We start from the raw sequence: 17,810 nt of genomic DNA, 5'->3' as shown, positions 1-17,810 counted from the left end.
GGGCTGTACCCAACTGCGGCTCCGCCGCGGGGCGCGACAAGCCACGGCGAACCCGCCCCCGACGAACAACCCGCCGCCCCGTTACGCGGCCTTCGCCTTGGTCGCGTACATATCCACGTACTCCTGCCCAGAGAGCCGCATGACCTCGGTCATCACCGAGTCGGTCACGGCCCGCAGCACGTACCGGTCCCGGTCCATTCCCTCGTACCGGGAGAACTCCATCGCCTCACCGAACCGCACCGTCACCCGTCCCGGCCGCGGCATCCCGGCCCCGCTGGGCTGCAACTTGTCCGTGCCGATCATCGCGAACGGCACGACAGGCGCGCCCGTCATCAGGGTCAGCCGGGCGATGCCGGTGCGGCCCCGGTAGAGGCGGCCGTCGGGGGAACGCGTGCCCTCGGGGTAGATCCCGAACATACGGCCCTCCTCCAGCACCCGGCGGCCGGTCATCAGCGCCGCCACACCGCCGTTGGCCCCGTCCCGGTCGACCGGGATCATGCCGACGCCGGTGAAGAACCAGGCCATGAGGCGGCCCTTGAACCCCTTGCCGGTGACGTACTCGTCCTTGCCGATGAACACGACCTGCCGGTCGCAGACCAGCGGAAGGATCATCGAGTCGATGAACGTGAGGTGGTTTCCGGCGAGGATCACCGGGCCGTCCCCGGGGATGTGCTCCACGCCTTCCACCCGTGGGCGGAACATCAGGCGCATGATCGGTCCGAGCAGTGCCTTGATGAGCGCGAAGCGGGACAACGGGCCCTCCGGTGTCAAGGGATCGGTATAAGTCTGTGCAGGTGAGGACGATACTCGCGCCTCGGGGGGTAATGCACATCGGGTTCACCGAGTACTTACGTACTGTTGACCCGCGTTTACCTGCGGTGGCGCGGTGTTGCGAGCAGGTGACGGACCGCCACGAATGTGACGGAGATCGCGCGAGTCATACGGGACACACCGACCGCGTACCCACCGCGCCCGAGTCGATGCCGACATCCGGCGTGACCCGTGTGTTCCGCCCGAGGTCTCCCTGTCGACATGTACACGCACCTACGATCGGTCCGTTTGGACAGATGGACAGATGACGGTGCGGCAGGAGAGGCGCTCATGGGCACGCTGGAGTCGAACGGACATGCGCAGGGGGAGTCGAAGGGGACGGGGCGCCGGACACTGCTCGGAGCCGCGATGCTGGGTGCGGGCGGCGCGGTCGTCGGGCTGCCCGGCGCGGCGAGCGCCGACGCCCAGGTCGCCGGGCAGAACGCGCACCGGGACGTGAAGCACGGAGGTGGTGGCTTGAAGAGCCTGCCCGAACCGACGATCATCGGCCACCGGGGTGCCAGCGGCTACCGCCCGGAGCACACCTTCGGGTCGTACCAACTCGCCCTCGACCTGGGCGCGGACATCGTCGAGGCCGGTGACCTGGTCCCCACCAAGGACGGCCACATCGTCTGCCGCCACGAACCCGAGATCGGCGGGACGACGAACGTCGCCGACCACCCCGAGTTCGCGAGCCGCAGGACCACGAAGGTCCTTGACGGTGTCTCCCTCACCGGCTGGTTCACCGAGGACTTCACGCTCGCCGAGCTGAAGACGCTGCGCGCGATCGAGCGCATCCCGGCCAACCGCCCGCACAACACCCTCTACGACGGCCGTTGGGAGATCCCCACCTTCGAGGAGGTCCTGCGCTGGCAGGACGAGCAGACCCGCAAGCGCGGCAAGCAGGTCTGGATCTACCCCGAGACCAAGCACCCCACCTACTTCCGGGCGCTCGGCCTGGGCCTGGAGGAGCGGGTCGCGAAGCTGCTGCGCAAGCACGGCAAGGACAAGAAGAACTCGCCGGTGATCATCCAGTCCTTCGAGCCGACGAGCATCCAGCGCCTGAACCGGCTGGTGGGCAACCCGCTCGTCGTCCTCCTCTCGGCCGCGAACACCCGCCCCTGGGACTTCGTGACCACAGGGGACCCCCGCACGGTCGCCGACCTGATCAAGCCGGCCGGCCTGAAGGAGATCGCCTCGTACGCGCAGGGCATCGGCCCGACGCTCGACCTGGTCATCCCGAAGGACTCGACGGGCGCCCTCACCTCGCCGACCACCCTGGTCGCCGACGCGCACAAGGCGGGCCTGATCCTGCACCCGTACACCATGCGCAACGAGAACCCCTTCCTGCCGGCGAACTTCCGCAAGGGCACGGACGCGGACGCCTACGGAGACGCTTTCGGTGCCTACCGGACGTACTTCGCGACGGGCATCGACGGCGTCTTCACGGACAACGCGGACACGGGCGTACTGGCCCGCGCGGACTTCCTGAAGCACTGAACCGGCCGACCGTCAATGACCGGGGGCCTCGTCAACGTCTGAACCCCCGACCCCGGTTGGGGTGACAACCGGCCGCTCCGGCAACCTCCCGCCGGGGCGGCCGCGTCGTGCCGCATATGACCCACGACATGGTTGCCACCCTGCGCCCCCTCCTCGCCGCCGAGGCCTCGGCGGAGGCATATGCCTACGGCGCCGAGCCGAGCGACCTGGAACAGGCCGTCTGGCTCCGCCTCCTGGAACGCCTCGACTCCGACGGCCCGCCGGCCGACCCGCAGAACTGGCTCCGCCGGGCCGTCCGCTCCGAGGCCCGCCGCAACCGCCGTACCGCCCGCGTCGAGCGTCCGTACGGCGACGAGCCCGCGGCCGACGACGGACCGGGCCCCGAACAACTCGCCCTCACCGCCGCCCGGCACCGCGCCCTGCGGGACGCCGTCCGGCGGCTGCCCGGCCGCTGCCCGCGTCTGATGGAGGCGCTGCTGTCGCCCAAGGACCTCACATACCGGGAAATCGCGGGGGAGTTGGGTATCTCACAGGGAAGTCTTGGTCCGGAACGTTCCAGATGCCTGGGATGTCTCCGTCGTTTGCTGTCGCCGGAGGTTGCGGCTCGCGAAGCGCGGGGATAGGAGTGAGGACATACGACTGAGCAGGTGAGCGGGAGGCGTGCACACATGGGCATGAGCGTGACCATCTCCGTGGCGACAGAACGGGACGCCGAACAGATCTTCCGGCTGCAGTACCTGTGCTTCCAGAGCGAGGCCGCCCTGTACGGCAACTACCGGATCGATCCGCTCGTCCAGACCCTGGACTCCGTGCGGGAGGAAGTCGGCGCGGACTGCGTCTTCGTGGCCCGGCTGGGCGAGGAGGTGGTCGGCTCGGTGCGCGGCACGCCGAACCCCGACGGGACGGCGTCCATCGGCAAGCTCTGCGTCCACCCCCGCCTCCAGGGCCACGGCATCGGCGCCCGCCTTCTGCGCGCGGCCGAGTCGGCGCTCGCGGAGGAGCGCGGCGCCAAGCGGTTCCGCCTCAGCACGGGCCACCGCAGCGACAAGGGGCTGCGCCTGTACCGCCGGGTCGGCTACGAAACGGTGGGCACGGACAAGGGCAACGACGGCGTACCGATGATCGTCCTGGAAAAGCCGGCGGGCACCTACGCGGCAACGGCGTAGCGCTTTTAGGGGCGCGGGGAACTGCGCGACCAGCCACATGTGGCCTGTGGTCGCGCAACAACCTCAGCCGATCTCCCCCTGAGGCGCACGCGCTTGACGCAACCAGTACATCGCGGAGACGGGCAGCAGCACGGGGATGAACAAATACCCCACCCCGTAGTCGGACCACACGGTCGAGTCCGGAAACGCAGACGGCTCGACCAAGGTCCACGTGCCCACGACCAACACCCCGACAAGCTCCCCGGCACAACAGGCCAGCGCAGCGCGCCGCGCCCTCTCCCCACCCCGCACCAGCGAGTACGTGATGAACCCGTACACCACACCGGCGACAGCCGACAGCGAGTAGGCGAGCGGCGCATGCCCGAACTCCGTCGAGATCTGCACCGCAGACCGCGACACCGCGCCGACGACCATCACGCCGTACAACCAGACCAGCAGCATCCCCGGCCCGCCGATGAGCCGCTTCCGCGCCGGCTTCCCCGCCGTGGACTCGGTCATGGGCTCCTCCGTGGTCGCCATCTCACCCTCCCCAGATGTCATAGAGCCGCACTTCCAGCACAGCCAGCACCACGCCGCCCGCGGCGACCGTCACCGAGCCCCAGCGGGTGCGTTCCGCCAGCGACATGAACCCCGTCACCGGCACGCACGCGAGTGCGCCCAGCAGATATGCCACGAAGATCGTCGTACCCTGCTCCGGCTTCTCGCCCCGTGCGAGCTGGACGATGCCGACCACCAGCTGGACCACGGTGAGCAGGGTGACCACGCCCATGCCGATGAAGTGCCAGTCCTTGGTGGGCTGATCGCGAGAGGCGGCCCAGCCGCACCAGGCGGCGAGCGCGAGAGCGGCGACGGCGGTCGCGACCGTCAGGGCATCAAGCATGCCGCGACCCTATTACGGCGCAAAGTGCCTGGTGCGGTCGGCCCCGTGTCGCGCCACCGGGACGGCGGAGGTGGCTGATCCGCGTCCACGCCTGTCCGGAATATGGACACCCATGGACGGACGGTTCTTGGCAGCGTCCATACGTCTGCTTTACTGATCGCATGACCACTACGAGCAGCCGCACCCTTGCGACCGAGGCGACCCTGACGCCCGGTGCTCGTTGTATGTGTCGAATGTGCGCCTTCTAGAGGGCCCTCGCACCACCCCCTGAGCCTCGCGCCCCGAAGCGAGCCGCCGTGGCATGTCCGTGCGCCGCAGCCGTATGACTCCTCCGAACTCATACACAGGCACGCGCGTACGTGACCGCCCCGCGCCGCGCACACCCCCCTCCCGTGTCCGGGCACACCCACGCCCGCACACTCGACAGTGACGGAAACCCCTGTGATCACCACGTCCGGCCTCACCAAGGTCTACCGCTCGCGCGGTCGTGAAGTCACCGCCCTCGACGGCGTCGACCTGCACGTCCGCGAAGGCGAGGTGTACGGCGTCATCGGCCAGTCCGGCGCCGGCAAGTCCTCGCTCATCCGCTGCGTCAACCTCCTCGAACGCCCCACCGCCGGTACGGTCACCGTCGCCGGGCAGGACCTCACCGCGCTGGCCGGGCGCGGACCCAGGGCGGGCCGGGAACTGCGCCGGGCGCGCAGCCGTATCGGCATGGTCTTCCAGCACTTCAACCTGCTCTCCACCCGTACCGTTCAGGACAACGTCGAGCTGCCGCTCGAAATCCTCGGTACGTCGGGCGGGGAGCGATCCCGCAGGGCGCTGGAGCTGCTCGACCTCGTGGGCCTCTCCGACAAGGCCAAGGCCTACCCGGCACAGCTCTCCGGCGGTCAGAAGCAGCGCGTCGGCATTGCCCGTGCCCTCGCCGGCGATCCCAAGGTGCTGCTCTCCGACGAGGCCACCAGCGCCCTCGACCCGGAGACCACGCGCTCCATCCTCCAGCTGCTGCGCGACCTGAACCGGCAGTTGGGGCTCACCGTGCTGCTCATCACGCACGAGATGGACGTCGTCAAGTCCATCTGCGACTCGGCAGCCCTCATGGAGAACGGGCGGATCACCGAGTCCGGCACCGTCAGCGAGCTGCTCGCCACCCCCGGCTCCGAACTGGCCGCCGCACTCTTCCCGGTGAGCGGCGACGCCTCCGGGGACGACCGCACGGTCATCGACGTCACCTTCCAGGGGGACGCGGCCACCAGGCCCGTCATCTCGCAGCTCTCGCGTACGTACAACATCGACATCTCGATCCTCGGCGCCGCGATGGACACCGTCGGGGGCAGGCAGGTCGGCAGGATGCGCATCGAACTGCCGGGCCGCTACGAGGAGAACGTCGTGCCGATCGGCTTCCTGCGTGAACAGGGTCTCCAGATCGATGTCGTCGAGTACTCGGACCGGGCGCCGGGCCAGGAGTCCGTGCTGGTGAAGGACGGTGCCAAGTGACCTGGTCCGAGATGCGGCCCCTGCTGGAGCAGGCGTGTTGGGACACCCTCTACATGGTCGGCTGGTCCACGCTGATCGCCGTCGTCGGCGGGCTTCCGCTGGGCATCCTGCTGGTCCTGACCGACCGCGGCGGGCTTCTGCAGAACGTCCTCGCCAACAAGGTCATCGGGCAGGTCGTGAACATCGCCCGCTCGATGCCGTTCATCATCCTGATGGTCGCGCTGATGAGCTTCACACGGGCAGTCGTCGGCACGACGATCGGCCGTGAGGCCGCCATCGTGCCGCTCGCCATCGGCGCGATCCCCTTCTTCGCCCGGCTCGTCGAGACAGCTGTCCGCGAAGTGGACCACGGGCTCGTCGAGGCCGTGCAGGCCATGGGCGGCAACACCTGGACCGTCGTCCGCAGGGTCCTCGTACCCGAGTCCCTGCCCTCGCTGATCTCGTCGGCCACCACGACAGTCGTCGCCCTCATCGGCTACTCCGCGATGGCCGGCACGGTCGGCGCGGGCGGCCTCGGAGACATCGCCATCCGCTACGGCTACCAGCGCTTCGAGACCGGCCTGATGTGGATCACCGTGGCGATCCTCGCGGTCGTCATCTCGGTCATCCAGTTCGCCGGCGACCTCGCTGCCCGCAGGCTGCACCGGCGCGGCGGCGGTTCCGGTTCCGCGCCCGCGCTCCGGCTGCTGAAGGCGCGGCCGAAGGCGAGCCCGGCGACCGGGGAATCCGCCGCCACGGACGTCGGCAAGGCCGCCTGAGAGCCGCTGAGCACTCCCTCTGTTCTCTCCCACCCACCCGCAGATTTCCCCGTACCACCCATCACGGGGACAGTCACACCCACATGGAAAGGCACTTTTCGTGCGTAACGCCACAAAGTTCACCACTGCCGTCCTTGCCGCCGCAGCCCTCACCCTGGGCCTCACCGCCTGCGGCTCGGACAAGGACTCCGCCTCCGACACCAGCGGCCCGCTGGTCGTCGGCGCGAGCACCGTCCCGCACGCCGAGATCCTCACCTACATCAAGGACAACCTGGCCAAGAAGGCGGGACTCGACCTGGACGTCAGGGAGTTCACCGACTACGCGACGCTGAACCCGGCGACCGAGGACGGGTCCGTGGACGCCAACTACTTCCAGAACCAGCCGTACCTCGACGAGTTCAACCAGAAGAACGGCACCGACATCGTGCCGGTCGTCACCGTGCACCTGGAGCCGCTCGGCCTCTACTCGAAGAAGCTGAAGTCGGCCGACGAGCTGAGGAGCGGCGCCACCATCGCCGTCCCGAACGACACGGTCAACGAGGCGCGGGCCCTCAAGCTCCTCGACGCCAACGGGATCATCACCCTCAAGGAGGGCGTGGGCAACGACGCGACCCCCAAGGACATCGCCGAGAACCCCAAGAACATCGAGTTCAAGGAGCTGGAGGCGGCCCAGACCCCGCGCTCCCTGGACGACGTCGACGCCGCGGTGATCAACGGCAACTACGCCCTCGAAGCGGACCTCTCGCCCGCCGACGACGCCCTCGTCTCGGAGTCCCCCAAGAACAACCCGTACGGCAACTTCCTCGCCGTCAAGAAGAGCAACGAGGACGATCCCCGGGTCGCGAAGCTGGCGAAGCTGCTCACCACCGCCGAGGTCAGGAAGTTCATCGAGGACAAGTACGACGGCTCCGTGATCCCCTCCTTCTGATCCGGTCCTTCTGATCCGGACGCGTCCGGTACCCGCCACCTCGGTACGTACCGACACGTACGGGGTCCGCTCCCTCACCGGGTGCGGACCCCGTGATGCGGCTGCGGCGCCGCATGCTGCATGCTGGGCAGTTCATCAGGCCTTGCAGGTTCGAAGGTTTCGAAGGTTACGGAGTGGCGCATGACGAGCACCTTCCCCAACATCTCCATCAGCACGGAGCGGTTGGTACTGCGCCCCCTCGACGAGGACGACATCCCCGCGCTGGCCGAGATGATGAACGACGAACAGGTCGCCGCCTGGACCGATGTCCCCCAGCCCTTCACCGAGGAGGCGGCCCACACCTGGATCACCGAGTACGCGCCCGCCGAACGCACCGAGGGCCGTGGCCTCGACTTCGCCGTCACCGAGTTCCTCACCCAACGCCTGGTCGGCATCGTCCAGTTGTCCAAGACGAACTGGCACATCCGGTCCACAGAGCTGTCGTACATCATCGCCCCCTGGGCGCGCGGCGAGGGCTACGCCTCCGAAGCCGCGCTCGCCACCTCCCAATGGGTGCTCGGCGACCAGAAGTTCGAGCGCGTCGAACTGCGCACGGCCGCCGACAACACGGCCTCCCAGCAGGTCGCCCAGAAGATCGGCTGCATCAGTGAGGGCGTGCTGCGCGGCGCCTGCATAGCGCACGTCCGTACCGAGGACGGCACCTGGACCGACGAACGCACCGACTTCATCGTCTGGAGCCTGCTCCCCGAGGACCTCGAAGGAGCCGGCGAGGAACTGGCCGACACCGGCGGTTTCACTTCGTACTCCGACTGGAACTGAACCGAGGGGGAGGCGACCGGACACTCCGGGAACACCCGATACGCTCACGGAGCCCCGGCAGGACCGACTCCGTACGGGCCCCGAGTTCCCCCAGCTGCCCGACGACCACGCCGAACCCCCTGGAGACTGACGACGATGGCCGACCGGGTCACGGTGATCGGCTGGGACGGCTCGCCCCTGAGTGCCGCGGCGCGCTCCGCCCTCGGCGCGGCCACGCTGGTCGCAGGCGCGCCGCACCACCTCGCGCTCCCCGAAGTGCCCCCGGCCGCCGAACGCGTCCGCCTCGGCAGCGTCGACCTCGCGGCCCCCCGTATCGCCGGCCACCGCGGCACCGCCGTCGTCCTCGCCGACGGGGACCCCGGCTTCTTCGGCGTCGTACGCACCCTGCGCAACCCCGAGTTCGGCCTGGAGGTCGAGGTCGTCCCCGCCGTGTCCTCGGTGGCCACCGCCTTCGCCCGCGCCGGTATGCCCTGGGACGACGCCCAGGTCGTCGTCGCCCACCGCCGGACCCTGCGCCGCGCGGTCAACGTGTGCCGGGCCCACACCAAGGTCGCCGTCCTCACCTCCCCCGGCGCGGGACCCGCCGAGCTCGGTCTGCTCCTCGACGGAGTCCACCGCACCTTCGTCATCTGCGAGGAACTGGGCACCGAGCGCGAACAGATCACCGTCCTCACCTCGGACAAGGCCGCCGACCGCGCCTGGCGCGACCCCAACGTCGTCATCGTCATCGGCGGCCCGGCCGCCGCGAGCGGCGACAGCGACTGGATCGCCGGCCGCGACCCGGCGGTCGGCCCACGAGGCTGGGCCCTGCCCGCCGAGGCGTACGGACACGGCTCCGCCGCGTACGCCGAGGGCGAGACGGAACTGCTGCGGGCCGCCCAACTCGCCCGCCTGGGCCCGCGCGTGGGCGACCTCGTCTGGGACATCGGCTGCGGCAGAGGGGCATTCGCCATCGACGCGGCCCGCAGCGGTGCCGCCGTCATCGCCGTCGACCGGAACGTGGAGGCCTGCGCCCGCACCGACTTCGCCGCCCGCCGCTTCGGCGTCCAGCTCCAGATCGTGCGCGGTGAGGCCCCGCACGTGCTGGAGGACCTCCCCGAGCCCGATGTCGTCCGCGTCGGCGGCGGGGGAGCGGCAGTGGTCTCCGCGGTCGCCGACCGGCGCCCGCAGCGCATCGTGACGCACGCGGCGACCCGCGACGCGGCCGAACTCGTCGGACGCGACCTGACCGAGCACGGCTACCGGGTCGAGTGCGCCCTCCTCCAGTCCGTCGAGCTCGACACCCGGGCCTGGACGGAGACGGAGCGGAGCGTCGCGTTCCTGCTCAGCGGAGTCCTGCCCGACCGCGCTCCCTGAGGCCGGTTGCCGTCCCGTGATCCTGTTGTCGTACTGCGCGCGGTAGGCTGGCCGACCGTTGCACTGCACTCGGTGGCCCGGCACTTCGTAGCCCAATGTCCGGAAAGCACACCCATTTTGGGGTGAGTGTGGTACGGCGGAACCGTTGGGGCGCGCAACGTGGCGCAGTCCACAGCGGTCCGTGGCGGATCAAGGTGCCGCTACGGCGGAACGGCCGCAAGAATGCCAGTTGATGGCGACAATGCCAGTTAGTGGCTTTGTCGTCTTTCTGGGACGGGTCGTTCGTGCCGCTGGGCGCGCATGCTCGTTCTTCACTACGGGGCGATCGGTGAGCCGTGACGGGCGAGCTGGTCGTAGAAGCACTAACCGATGGGCGAGGGGTTCGCATGACCGACACCGGCCAGGTCCCGGCCGAGGGGCTGCCGGAGAACGCAGGCATGGTGGAACAGCCGGGCGTTCCCACGCACGGTGCGTACACCTACCTCTCCGAGACCACCGCCGAGGACGAAGACCTGCTGCTGCTCCCGGGCGCCCAGAGCGCATGGGGCAACGAGGTTGCTCCGCCCACCCCGGCGCCCGTCGTCGAGGCCGTGCACGAGCCCGGCCCGCACGAGACCGGTGGCCGCGACAGCGGCTCGGTCGACCTGAGCGCCGTCCGTCTGGCGACCCAGACCCCCGTCTCCCAGGCGGCGGCGCCGGTCGCGCCCCGCCGCCCGCTGCACCTCGGCCCGCCGACCCCCGACGCCTCCGCCAGCCCGGTCCGCTCCCTCGCCGACCGCGGCCCGGCGGGCATGCCCGCACCGGTGCGCCAGTTCGGTACACCCGTGCAGGCCCCCGAGTACCTCGACGCGGCGCCTCTGCTTGCAGAAGCGGCCCCGCAGGGCGCGGCTCCGTGGGGCGCCCAGGCCCCGGCTCACACCGTGGTGCAGGCCGCGCCGGCCCCACCGCTGGTGAGCGAGGCGGCGCACCCTGCGGAAACGGTTGCTCCGCTTCTGGCCGAGACCCCGGCGCCGGAAGCAGCCCCCGAGTCGGCCGAGGTGCCGGAGCAGGCGGAACCCGTAGCGGTGCTCCAGGAGGCGACCCCGGAGGCCTCGTCCGAGGAACCGGCGGGCGCCTACGGGACGCCCGAGCCCACCGCACCCCCGGCCGTTCACCCGCCGGAGAACGCGTACGCCTTCGAGGCACCCCTGACCCCGGACCCCGTCGTGGCGATCCCCGCCGCCGGGGATCCCGAGGCCGGCGCCGTCTTCCAGGCGCCCTCCGTGACCCCTGAGGTGGCACACGCTCCGCAGGAGACCGAGGGTGCCGTGACCCAGCCCGAGGACGCCCTGATCGTCGTACCGGAGGCAGACCCCCTGGTTCCGGAGGCGGAACCCGTACTGGACGCGAACGCGCCGGTCGTACCAGAAGAGCCGGTCGTGCCGGACGCGGAGCTCGTCCAGGACGTTCCGGCGGTGCCGGAGGCCCAGTTCGCCCCCGAGGCCCACGAGGAGACCGCAGCGCCTATCGCCCCGCAGGCTGACCCCGAGGGCGAGCCGCAGGCGGTGGACCCCGGATCCCACGCCGAGGCCCCTGGTGTCCCCGTAGGGGAGTTCCCGACTCCGCCCGCCGCGGAGGAACTCCCGGTCGCTCACCCTGTGGACCCCGCGTCCCAGCTGGCGGACACCGCCGCCCAGGTGACCGAGGCCGCCACGCTCGCGGAACCCCTGTACGAGGCAGCGCCCACGGAGGCGCCCGCCCCCGTACTGGAGCCCGTGGCCACAGAGCCCGTGGCCGCGGAAGAAGAGACAGCCGAACCCGAAGCCGTCCTCGCACCGGCCACCCCGGGCGACCAGCCGCCTGTTCCTACGCACCCTGCCCCGGAACCCGCTGCTGTCGCCGTCGAGCAGTATGCGGAGACCGCCGAGGAACCCACCCGGTTCGCCGAGCCGGCCGACCAGCCCCCACTGCCGGCCGAGCCGTCGTTCGCCGAGCCGGTGGGCGAGTTCGTCCCGGTGGACGGCTCTGTGCCCGCCACCCCGTACCTGGCCCCGACGCCCCCGCACGGGCTCGGCCTCCTCCCGGAGGCGGAGCACACGCCCGCACCGGTGATCGCCCTCCGGACTCCGCGACCGGAGCCGGAAGCGGCGGAGACCGAGGTCCCGGCCCTTCAGGAGGCGGAACCGACCCCCGACCCGGTGCCGGCGGTGCCGACCGAGGAGACCGAACCCGCCCCCGCCCCCGACGCCGTACAGGTGGCGCAGCAGGCGGAGGACATGAACACGAGGGCCGCCGACCAGGAAGACCGGGAAGAGGGCGAAGAGAGCACGGCCGCGGTGGAAGACGTACGACAGTCCACCGGCCCCGCCGCTCCCGGTTACGACGACGCCGAGCGCGAGGCCGTGCTCAAGGTGATGCGCGAGCGCCGGGACATCCGCAACGGCTTCCGCAGCGACCCGATCCCGCACGACGTACTGCTGCGCGTGCTGGAGGCGGCCCACACGGCGCCCTCCGTCGGCCACTCGCAGCCCTGGGACTTCGTCGTGATCCGCTCGGCGGAGACCCGCGGCACGATGCACGAACTGGCCGCGCGGCAGCGGGAGGCGTACGCCAGGTCGCTGCCCAAGGGCCGGGCGAAGCAGTTCAAGGAACTGAAGATCGAGGCCATCCTCGACACCCCGGTGAACATCGTCGTAACAGCCGACCCGACCCGCGGCGGCCGTCACACCCTCGGTCGGCACACCCAGCCGCAGATGGCCCCCTACTCCTCCGCGCTCGCGGTCGAGAACCTGTGGCTGGCGGCCCGCGCCGAGGGCCTCGGCGTCGGATGGGTCAGCTTCTTCGACGAGCGCGAGATGGTCCGGGCACTGGGCCTCCCCGAGCATCTGGAGGTCGTGGCCTATCTCTGCGTCGGCTACGTCGACGAGTTCCCGGAGGAGCCCGAGCTGATGCAGGCGGGCTGGTCCAAGCGCCGCCCCTTGTCGTGGGTCGTGCACGAGGAGACGTACGGCCGTCGGGCGCTGCCCGGTGAGGAGCCGCACGACCTGCTCGCCGAGACCGTCGCCAACATCCGCCCGCTGGACGCCAAGGCGCTCGGTGAGGCGTGGGAGCGCCAGAAGCGGATGACGAAGCCGGCGGGTGCGCTCGGCATGCTGGAGATCATCTCCGCGCAGTTGTCGGGGTTGTCCCGGATGTGCCCGCCCCCGATCCCCGAGCCGGCGGCGGTCGCGATCTTCGCGGGCGACCACGGAGTGCACGCCCAGGGCGTCACCCCCTGGCCGCAGGAGGTGACCGCGCAGATGGTCGCCAACTTCCTCGGCGGCGGCGCGGTCTGCAACGCCTTCGCGAACCAGGTGGGCGCCGAGGTCTGCGTGATCGACGTGGGCGTCGCCTCGGACCTGCCCGCAACCCCCGGCCTGCTGCCGCGCAAGATCCGCGCGGGCACGTCCGACATGACGACCGGCCCCGCGATGACCCGCGAGGAGGCCAAGGCGGCCATCGAGGTCGGCATCGAGACGGCCCGCGACCTGGTGGCGGCCGGCAACAAGGCCCTGCTCACGGGCGAGATGGGCATCGCGAACACCACGGCGTCGGCCGCCCTGATCTCGGTCTTCACGGACACGGACCCCGCCGAGGTCACGGGCCGGGGCACCGGGATCAACGACGAGACGCTCGCCCGCAAGACCGAGGTGGTCCGCCGTGCCATCGACTTCCACCAGCCGGATCCGGCCGACCCGATCGGCGTCCTGTCGGCTATCGGAGGCTTCGAACATGCGGCGATGGTCGGCCTCCTCCTCGGCGGTGCCTCCCTCCGTACGCCCGTGATCCTGGACGGCGTCAGCGCCGGCGCCGCCGCCCTGGTGGCCCGCGCCATCGCCCCCGAGGTCCTGGCCGCGTGCATCGCGGGCCACCGCAGCGCGGAACCGGGTCATGTCGCGGCCCTGAACAAGCTGGGCCTGCGTCCCCTGATCGACCTGGACCTCCGCCTGGGCGAGGGCACGGGCGCGCTGCTGGCCCTCCCGATGGTCCAGAGCACGGCGAGGGCGATGCACGAGGTGGCGACGTTCGACTCGGCGGGAGTAACGGAGAAGTAGGGGCTGCGGCGGCTGTGGACAGTCGTTCTGCTGGGGCGGAACGGGTGGGCACAGCCGCGAACGGACCCGCACGCACGGGGGTCCGAGGGCAGAGCCCCCAGTTCCGGGAAGGGGTGGGCTTGGGGGAGAGGAACCCCCGCGCCCGGCCCCCACCCCACCCGCACCGTAAAATGCGCACGTCAGGGCCCACGCCAGACCCACAGGGCGACCCACAGGCCCCCGATCGGAACGACCCGCACGAGGGAGCCGCACCCCCATGGCCGAACATCCCGCCTACCCCGTAGGCCTCCGCCTCACCGGCCGCCGAGTCGTGGTCCTGGGCGCAGGCCAGGTGGCTCAGCGCCGCCTCCCCGCCCTCATCGCGGCGGGCGCGGACATCCTCCTCGTATCGCCGGAGGCAACTCCCTCCGTGGAGGCGATGGCGGACGCGGGCGAACTCACCTGGGAGCGCCGCCCCTACGCGGACGGCGACCTGGCGGACGCCTGGTACGCCCTGATCGCGACCAGCGACACGCAGGCCAACGCCCGCGCCTCCGCCGAGGCCGAGCGTCACCGCGTCTGGTGCGTCCGCTCCGACGACGCCGACGCGGCGACGGCCTGGACGCCGGCCACCGGCCACAGCGAGGGCGTCACGGTCGCCGTCCTCACCACGGACGCCAAGGGCCGAGACCCCCGCCACACCGCCGCCATCCGCGACGCGGTCGTCGAGGGCCTGCGCGACGGCACACTCGTCGCACCCCACCACCGCACCCGCGCCCCCGGAGTCGCCCTCGTCGGCGGCGGCCCCGGCGACCCGGACCTGATCACGGTCAGGGGCCGCCGTCTGCTGGCAGAGGCCGACGTCGTCATCGCGGACCGCCTCGGTCCCCGCGACCTCCTCGCCGAACTGCCCCCGCACGTCGAGGTGATCGACGCGGCGAAGATCCCGTACGGACGGTTCATGGCCCAGGAGGCCATCAACAACGCGCTGATCGAACACGCGAAGCTGGGCAAGCGGGTCGTACGGCTGAAGGGCGGCGACCCCTACGTCTACGGCCGGGGCATGGAGGAGGTCCAGGCGCTGGCCGAGGCGGGCATCGCCTGCACGGTCGTCCCGGGCATCTCCAGCTCGATCTCGGTGCCGGGCGCCGCCGGTATCCCGGTCACGCACCGCGGGGTCGCCCATGAGTTCACGGTGGTCAGCGGCCATGTCGCCCCCGACGACGAACGCTCCCTCGTGGACTGGCCGTCCCTCGCGAAGCTGACCGGCACTCTGGTCGTCCTCATGGGCGTCGACAAGATCGGCCGGATCGCGGAGACCCTGGTCGCACACGGCAAGTCCCCCGACACTCCGGTGGCCCTGGTCCAGGAGGGCACGACAGCGGCCCAGCGCCGCGTCGACGCGACCCTCGCGACGGTCGCCGAGACGGTCCGTACGCAGGACGTGAAGCCCCCCGCGGTGATCGTGATCGGCGCCGTGGTGAACGTCGGCCCGGAGACATCGGTGTAACCCCCGGTAACACAATCCGTTCCCAGCCGTTGGCACCGCACCCAGGACAAGGCAGTATCACCCCTGTGGCCGATCTCATCACCGTCGAGGACCCCGACGACCCGCGCCTGAAGGACTACACGGGCCTGACCGACGTCGAACTGCGCCGCAAACGCGAGCCCGCCGAGGGCCTTTTCATCGCCGAGGGCGAGAAGGTCATCAGACGGGCCAAGGACGCCGGTTACGAGATGCGCTCGATGCTCCTGTCCGCGAAGTGGGTCGACGTCATGCGCGACGTCATCGACGAACTCCCGGCCCCGGTCTACGCGGTCAGCCCGGAGCTCGCCGAACGCGTCACCGGCTACCACGTGCACCGCGGCGCCCTCGCCTCCATGCAGCGCAAACCGCTCCCGACGGCCGACGAACTCCTGCAGACCGCACGCCGGGTGGTGGTCATGGAGTCGGTCAACGACCACACCAACATCGGCGCGATCTTCCGCAGCGCCGCCGCCCTCGGCATGGACGCGGTCCTGCTCTCCCCGGACTGCGCCGACCCCCTGTACCGACGCAGCGTCAAGGTCTCGATGGGCGCGGTCTTCTCCGTCCCGTACGCCCGTCTGGACACCTGGCCCAAGAGCCTGGACTCGGTCCGCGAGGCGGGCTTCACGCTCCTGGCCCTCACCCCTGACGAGAAGGCCAAGACCCTCGACGAGACGGCCCCGCACAAGATGCACCGCGTCGCCCTGATGCTCGGCGCTGAGGGCGACGGACTCTCCACCCAGGCCCTGGTGGCAGCCGACGAATGGGTCCGCATCCCGATGGCCCACGGCGTCGACTCCCTCAACGTGGGCGCGGCGGCAGCGGTGGCCTTCTACGCGGTGGCGACGGGCCGTCCGCACCCTTGAGGGGCGTGCGACTGTACGGATCTACGGCTCCGGCCGCGTGAGCGTGACCAACCGTCACCGACCCGCGGCGAACGAACCGCACATCCGGCGGAACCCTCAGTCGGCGTTCGAATCCGAACCCGACTGAGGGCGCCCGAGCGCCGGCGGCGCGTCGCCCGCCGGCTTGTCGTCCGGCCGCACCTGCTCCTGCCGCTGCTCCCGCACGCCTCCGCCGCTGTCGTCCCCGAGCCCACGGCTGGGCCCCTGGCACCCCTGAGCAGCCGCGATCCCCAGGGCCACCAGCAGCGTCACCACGACGAACACGAACAACCGCTGCCGCAGCAGCCGCGGATTGGCCGGCCGCCGCCCGGTCCCCGTGCCACGCGGCGCCGGACGTCCCGTACCGCTGCGCGGACCGGGACGGTTCGTGTTCCGTGAGCCGGGAACCGGCCGCGCCCCGGAACGCGACGACGCGGTACCACTGCGCGAGACCCCGCCACCCCGCGACGGACTGTCCCCCCGCGAAACACCGCCGCCACCCCGCGACGGCACACCGCCGCGCGACCCGGACGCCCCCGAGGCCGGCCCCTGAGGACGCCGTTGTGACTGTGACGGGGAAGGGGACTGCGAGTGGGGCTGCGTCTGCGAGTGATAGGGGGGCCGCTGGTCCGGATAGCTCTCGGTGAGCCGCCCCGTCGGCCGCTCCGCCTCGGCGGCACGCGGCCCGGGGGGCCGTGCGTCCGCCATCCCCTGCGCCTCGCGCGCCGCGATCTCCTTGAGCCGCAACGACAGTTGGAGCGTGCTGGGCCGCTCCTCCGGATCCTTCGCCAGACACGCCCGTACGAGGGGTGCCAACGCGTCCGGCACACCCTGCAGATGGGCCTCCTCGTGGACCACCCGGTACAGCATCACCTCGGAACTGCCGTGCCCGAAGGGCGAGTCGGCCATCGAGGCGTACGCGAGAGTCGCGCCGAGCGAGAACACGTCGGTGGCCGGCGTGACCGCCGCGCCGCGCACCTGCTCGGGCGCGAGGAAGCCGGGCGAGCCGACCGCCGTACCGACGTGGGTGAGCGTCGAGGCCCCGGTCGCCCAGGCGATGCCGAAGTCGATGATCCGCGGCCCCTTCGGGGACAGCAGGATGTTGGACGGCTTCAGATCCCGGTGCACGACACCGGCCTCGTGCACCGCGACCAGCCCCTCGGCGAGGGCGGCGCCGATGGAGGCGACGTCGGCCGCGCTGAGCGACCCCTCGTCGGCCACCTTGTCGTGCAGGGAGGGCCCGGGCACGTACTGCGTGGCGAACCACGGCCGGTCCGCGTCCAGATCCGCGGCGACGAGTCGCGCCGTGCACCCGCCCCTGATCCGCCGGGCAGCCGAGACCTCGCGCGCGAACCGGGAACGGAACTCCTGATCCTCCGCCAGATCGGGCCGGATCACCTTCAGCGCGACCCGCTGGCCCCGCTTGTCGGAGCCCAGGTAGACAACGCCCATCCCGCCCGCGCCGAGCCGTCTGTGAAGCCTGAACGAGCCGACGACACGCGGGTCCTCGCGCCTCAGGCGCATCATCGCCATGTTCATCCCCGCTGCCCGGTCCGTTTGACGAGCGACAGCTTACGTTTCCGCGGCCGGGTGCGCGCAGAGGCCGCGCCCTCTCGTCCCGATGGATTGTCA

General features: G+C 71.1%; 15 protein-coding genes. 11 read left to right on the top strand and 4 right to left on the bottom strand.

Annotation, left to right across the window (positions count from 1 at the left end):
- Positions 1-81 precede the first annotated feature (81 nt).
- Positions 82-753: a lysophospholipid acyltransferase family protein gene (locus tag OHN74_RS07275; RefSeq protein ID WP_327700029.1), complete on the bottom strand. Its 672-nt coding sequence runs from the start codon at positions 751-753 to the stop codon at positions 82-84.
- Between the two features lie 348 nt (positions 754-1,101).
- On the opposite strand from OHN74_RS07275, the gene OHN74_RS07270 reads away from it, so the two are divergent.
- The 3 genes from OHN74_RS07270 (at position 1,102) to OHN74_RS07260 (ending at position 3,476) form a co-directional block, all read left to right on the top strand.
- A complete protein-coding gene (locus tag OHN74_RS07270) occupies positions 1,102-2,310 on the top strand; it encodes a glycerophosphodiester phosphodiesterase (protein ID WP_327693700.1) in 1,209 nt (402 codons plus the stop codon).
- Positions 2,311-2,426: 116 nt separating this feature from the next.
- Positions 2,427-2,933, top strand: coding sequence for an RNA polymerase sigma factor (locus tag OHN74_RS07265; RefSeq protein WP_327693699.1), 507 nt, complete (start codon positions 2,427-2,429; stop codon positions 2,931-2,933).
- Positions 2,934-2,978: 45 nt separating this feature from the next.
- A complete protein-coding gene (locus OHN74_RS07260) occupies positions 2,979-3,476 on the top strand; it encodes a GNAT family N-acetyltransferase (protein WP_327693698.1) in 498 nt (165 codons plus the stop codon).
- 63 nt (positions 3,477-3,539) lie between these two features.
- Here OHN74_RS07260 and OHN74_RS07255 read toward each other — a convergent pair whose 3' ends face one another.
- Both OHN74_RS07255 and OHN74_RS07250 read right to left on the bottom strand, forming a co-directional pair.
- Positions 3,540-3,995 carry a hypothetical protein gene (locus tag OHN74_RS07255; protein WP_443060353.1) on the bottom strand — a complete coding sequence of 152 codons (456 nt, stop codon included), beginning with the start codon at positions 3,993-3,995 and terminating at the stop codon, positions 3,540-3,542.
- Position 3,996: 1 nt separating this feature from the next.
- The gene (locus OHN74_RS07250; protein WP_006373857.1) at positions 3,997-4,356 is read right to left on the bottom strand and encodes a hypothetical protein; all 360 of its coding nucleotides are present in this window, start codon (positions 4,354-4,356) and stop codon (positions 3,997-3,999) included.
- 441 nt (positions 4,357-4,797) lie between these two features.
- Here OHN74_RS07250 and OHN74_RS07245 point away from each other — a divergent pair, with 441 nt between their 5' ends.
- From OHN74_RS07245 to OHN74_RS07210, 8 genes are all read left to right on the top strand, one after another.
- Positions 4,798-5,853 carry a methionine ABC transporter ATP-binding protein gene (locus tag OHN74_RS07245; protein ID WP_327693697.1) on the top strand — a complete coding sequence of 352 codons (1,056 nt, stop codon included), beginning with the start codon at positions 4,798-4,800 and terminating at the stop codon, positions 5,851-5,853.
- Entirely contained in the window at positions 5,850-6,611 is a 762-nt protein-coding gene (locus OHN74_RS07240) for a methionine ABC transporter permease (protein WP_327693696.1), read from the top strand. Before OHN74_RS07245 ends, OHN74_RS07240 begins: the two co-directional genes overlap by 4 nt.
- Positions 6,612-6,711: 100 nt before the next feature.
- A complete protein-coding gene (locus OHN74_RS07235) occupies positions 6,712-7,539 on the top strand; it encodes a MetQ/NlpA family ABC transporter substrate-binding protein (RefSeq protein ID WP_327693695.1) in 828 nt (275 codons plus the stop codon).
- A 180-nt stretch (positions 7,540-7,719) separates the two neighbouring features.
- The gene (locus OHN74_RS07230) at positions 7,720-8,358 is read left to right on the top strand and encodes a GNAT family N-acetyltransferase (RefSeq protein ID WP_327693694.1); all 639 of its coding nucleotides are present in this window, start codon (positions 7,720-7,722) and stop codon (positions 8,356-8,358) included.
- Positions 8,359-8,493: 135 nt separating this feature from the next.
- Positions 8,494-9,714, top strand: a complete 1,221-nt coding sequence (cbiE, locus tag OHN74_RS07225; RefSeq protein WP_327693693.1) for a precorrin-6y C5,15-methyltransferase (decarboxylating) subunit CbiE — start codon at positions 8,494-8,496, stop codon at positions 9,712-9,714.
- A 386-nt stretch (positions 9,715-10,100) separates the two neighbouring features.
- On the top strand, positions 10,101-13,787 hold the full coding sequence (cobT, locus tag OHN74_RS07220) for a nicotinate-nucleotide--dimethylbenzimidazole phosphoribosyltransferase (RefSeq protein WP_327693692.1): 3,687 nt from the start codon (positions 10,101-10,103) through the stop codon (positions 13,785-13,787).
- 256 nt (positions 13,788-14,043) lie between these two features.
- Positions 14,044-15,276: a uroporphyrinogen-III C-methyltransferase gene (gene cobA / locus OHN74_RS07215; RefSeq protein WP_327693691.1), complete on the top strand. Its 1,233-nt coding sequence runs from the start codon at positions 14,044-14,046 to the stop codon at positions 15,274-15,276.
- Between the two features lie 65 nt (positions 15,277-15,341).
- Positions 15,342-16,160, top strand: coding sequence for a TrmH family RNA methyltransferase (locus OHN74_RS07210; protein WP_327693690.1), 819 nt, complete (start codon positions 15,342-15,344; stop codon positions 16,158-16,160).
- A 96-nt stretch (positions 16,161-16,256) separates the two neighbouring features.
- Here the strand turns inward: OHN74_RS07210 and OHN74_RS07205 are convergent, their stop codons facing one another.
- A complete protein-coding gene (locus OHN74_RS07205; RefSeq protein ID WP_327693689.1) occupies positions 16,257-17,717 on the bottom strand; it encodes a serine/threonine-protein kinase in 1,461 nt (486 codons plus the stop codon).
- Positions 17,718-17,810: the final 93 nt, after the last annotated feature.

It is taken from the genome of Streptomyces sp. NBC_00459, assembly GCF_036013955.1.
Lineage (GTDB): Bacteria > Actinomycetota > Actinomycetes > Streptomycetales > Streptomycetaceae > Streptomyces.
This window is presented reverse-complemented; position numbering and strand designations above follow the sequence as displayed.

Excerpts from the sequence above, each read along its gene's own strand:
- OHN74_RS07205 (WP_327693689.1), bottom strand. The coding sequence starts at position 17,717 with ATGAACATGGCGATGATGCGCCTGAGGCGCGAGGACCCGCGTGTCGTC.
- OHN74_RS07260 (WP_327693698.1), top strand. The coding sequence starts at position 2,979 with ATGGGCATGAGCGTGACCATCTCCGTGGCGACAGAACGGGACGCCGAA.
- OHN74_RS07250 (WP_006373857.1), bottom strand. The coding sequence starts at position 4,356 with ATGCTTGATGCCCTGACGGTCGCGACCGCCGTCGCCGCTCTCGCGCTC.
- cobA (WP_327693691.1), top strand. The coding sequence starts at position 14,044 with ATGGCCGAACATCCCGCCTACCCCGTAGGCCTCCGCCTCACCGGCCGC.
- OHN74_RS07230 (WP_327693694.1), top strand. The coding sequence starts at position 7,720 with ATGACGAGCACCTTCCCCAACATCTCCATCAGCACGGAGCGGTTGGTA.
- OHN74_RS07270 (WP_327693700.1), top strand. The coding sequence starts at position 1,102 with ATGGGCACGCTGGAGTCGAACGGACATGCGCAGGGGGAGTCGAAGGGG.
- OHN74_RS07255 (WP_443060353.1), bottom strand. The coding sequence starts at position 3,995 with ATGGCGACCACGGAGGAGCCCATGACCGAGTCCACGGCGGGGAAGCCG.
- OHN74_RS07265 (WP_327693699.1), top strand. The coding sequence starts at position 2,427 with ATGACCCACGACATGGTTGCCACCCTGCGCCCCCTCCTCGCCGCCGAG.
- cbiE (WP_327693693.1), top strand. The coding sequence starts at position 8,494 with ATGGCCGACCGGGTCACGGTGATCGGCTGGGACGGCTCGCCCCTGAGT.
- cobT (WP_327693692.1), top strand. The coding sequence starts at position 10,101 with ATGACCGACACCGGCCAGGTCCCGGCCGAGGGGCTGCCGGAGAACGCA.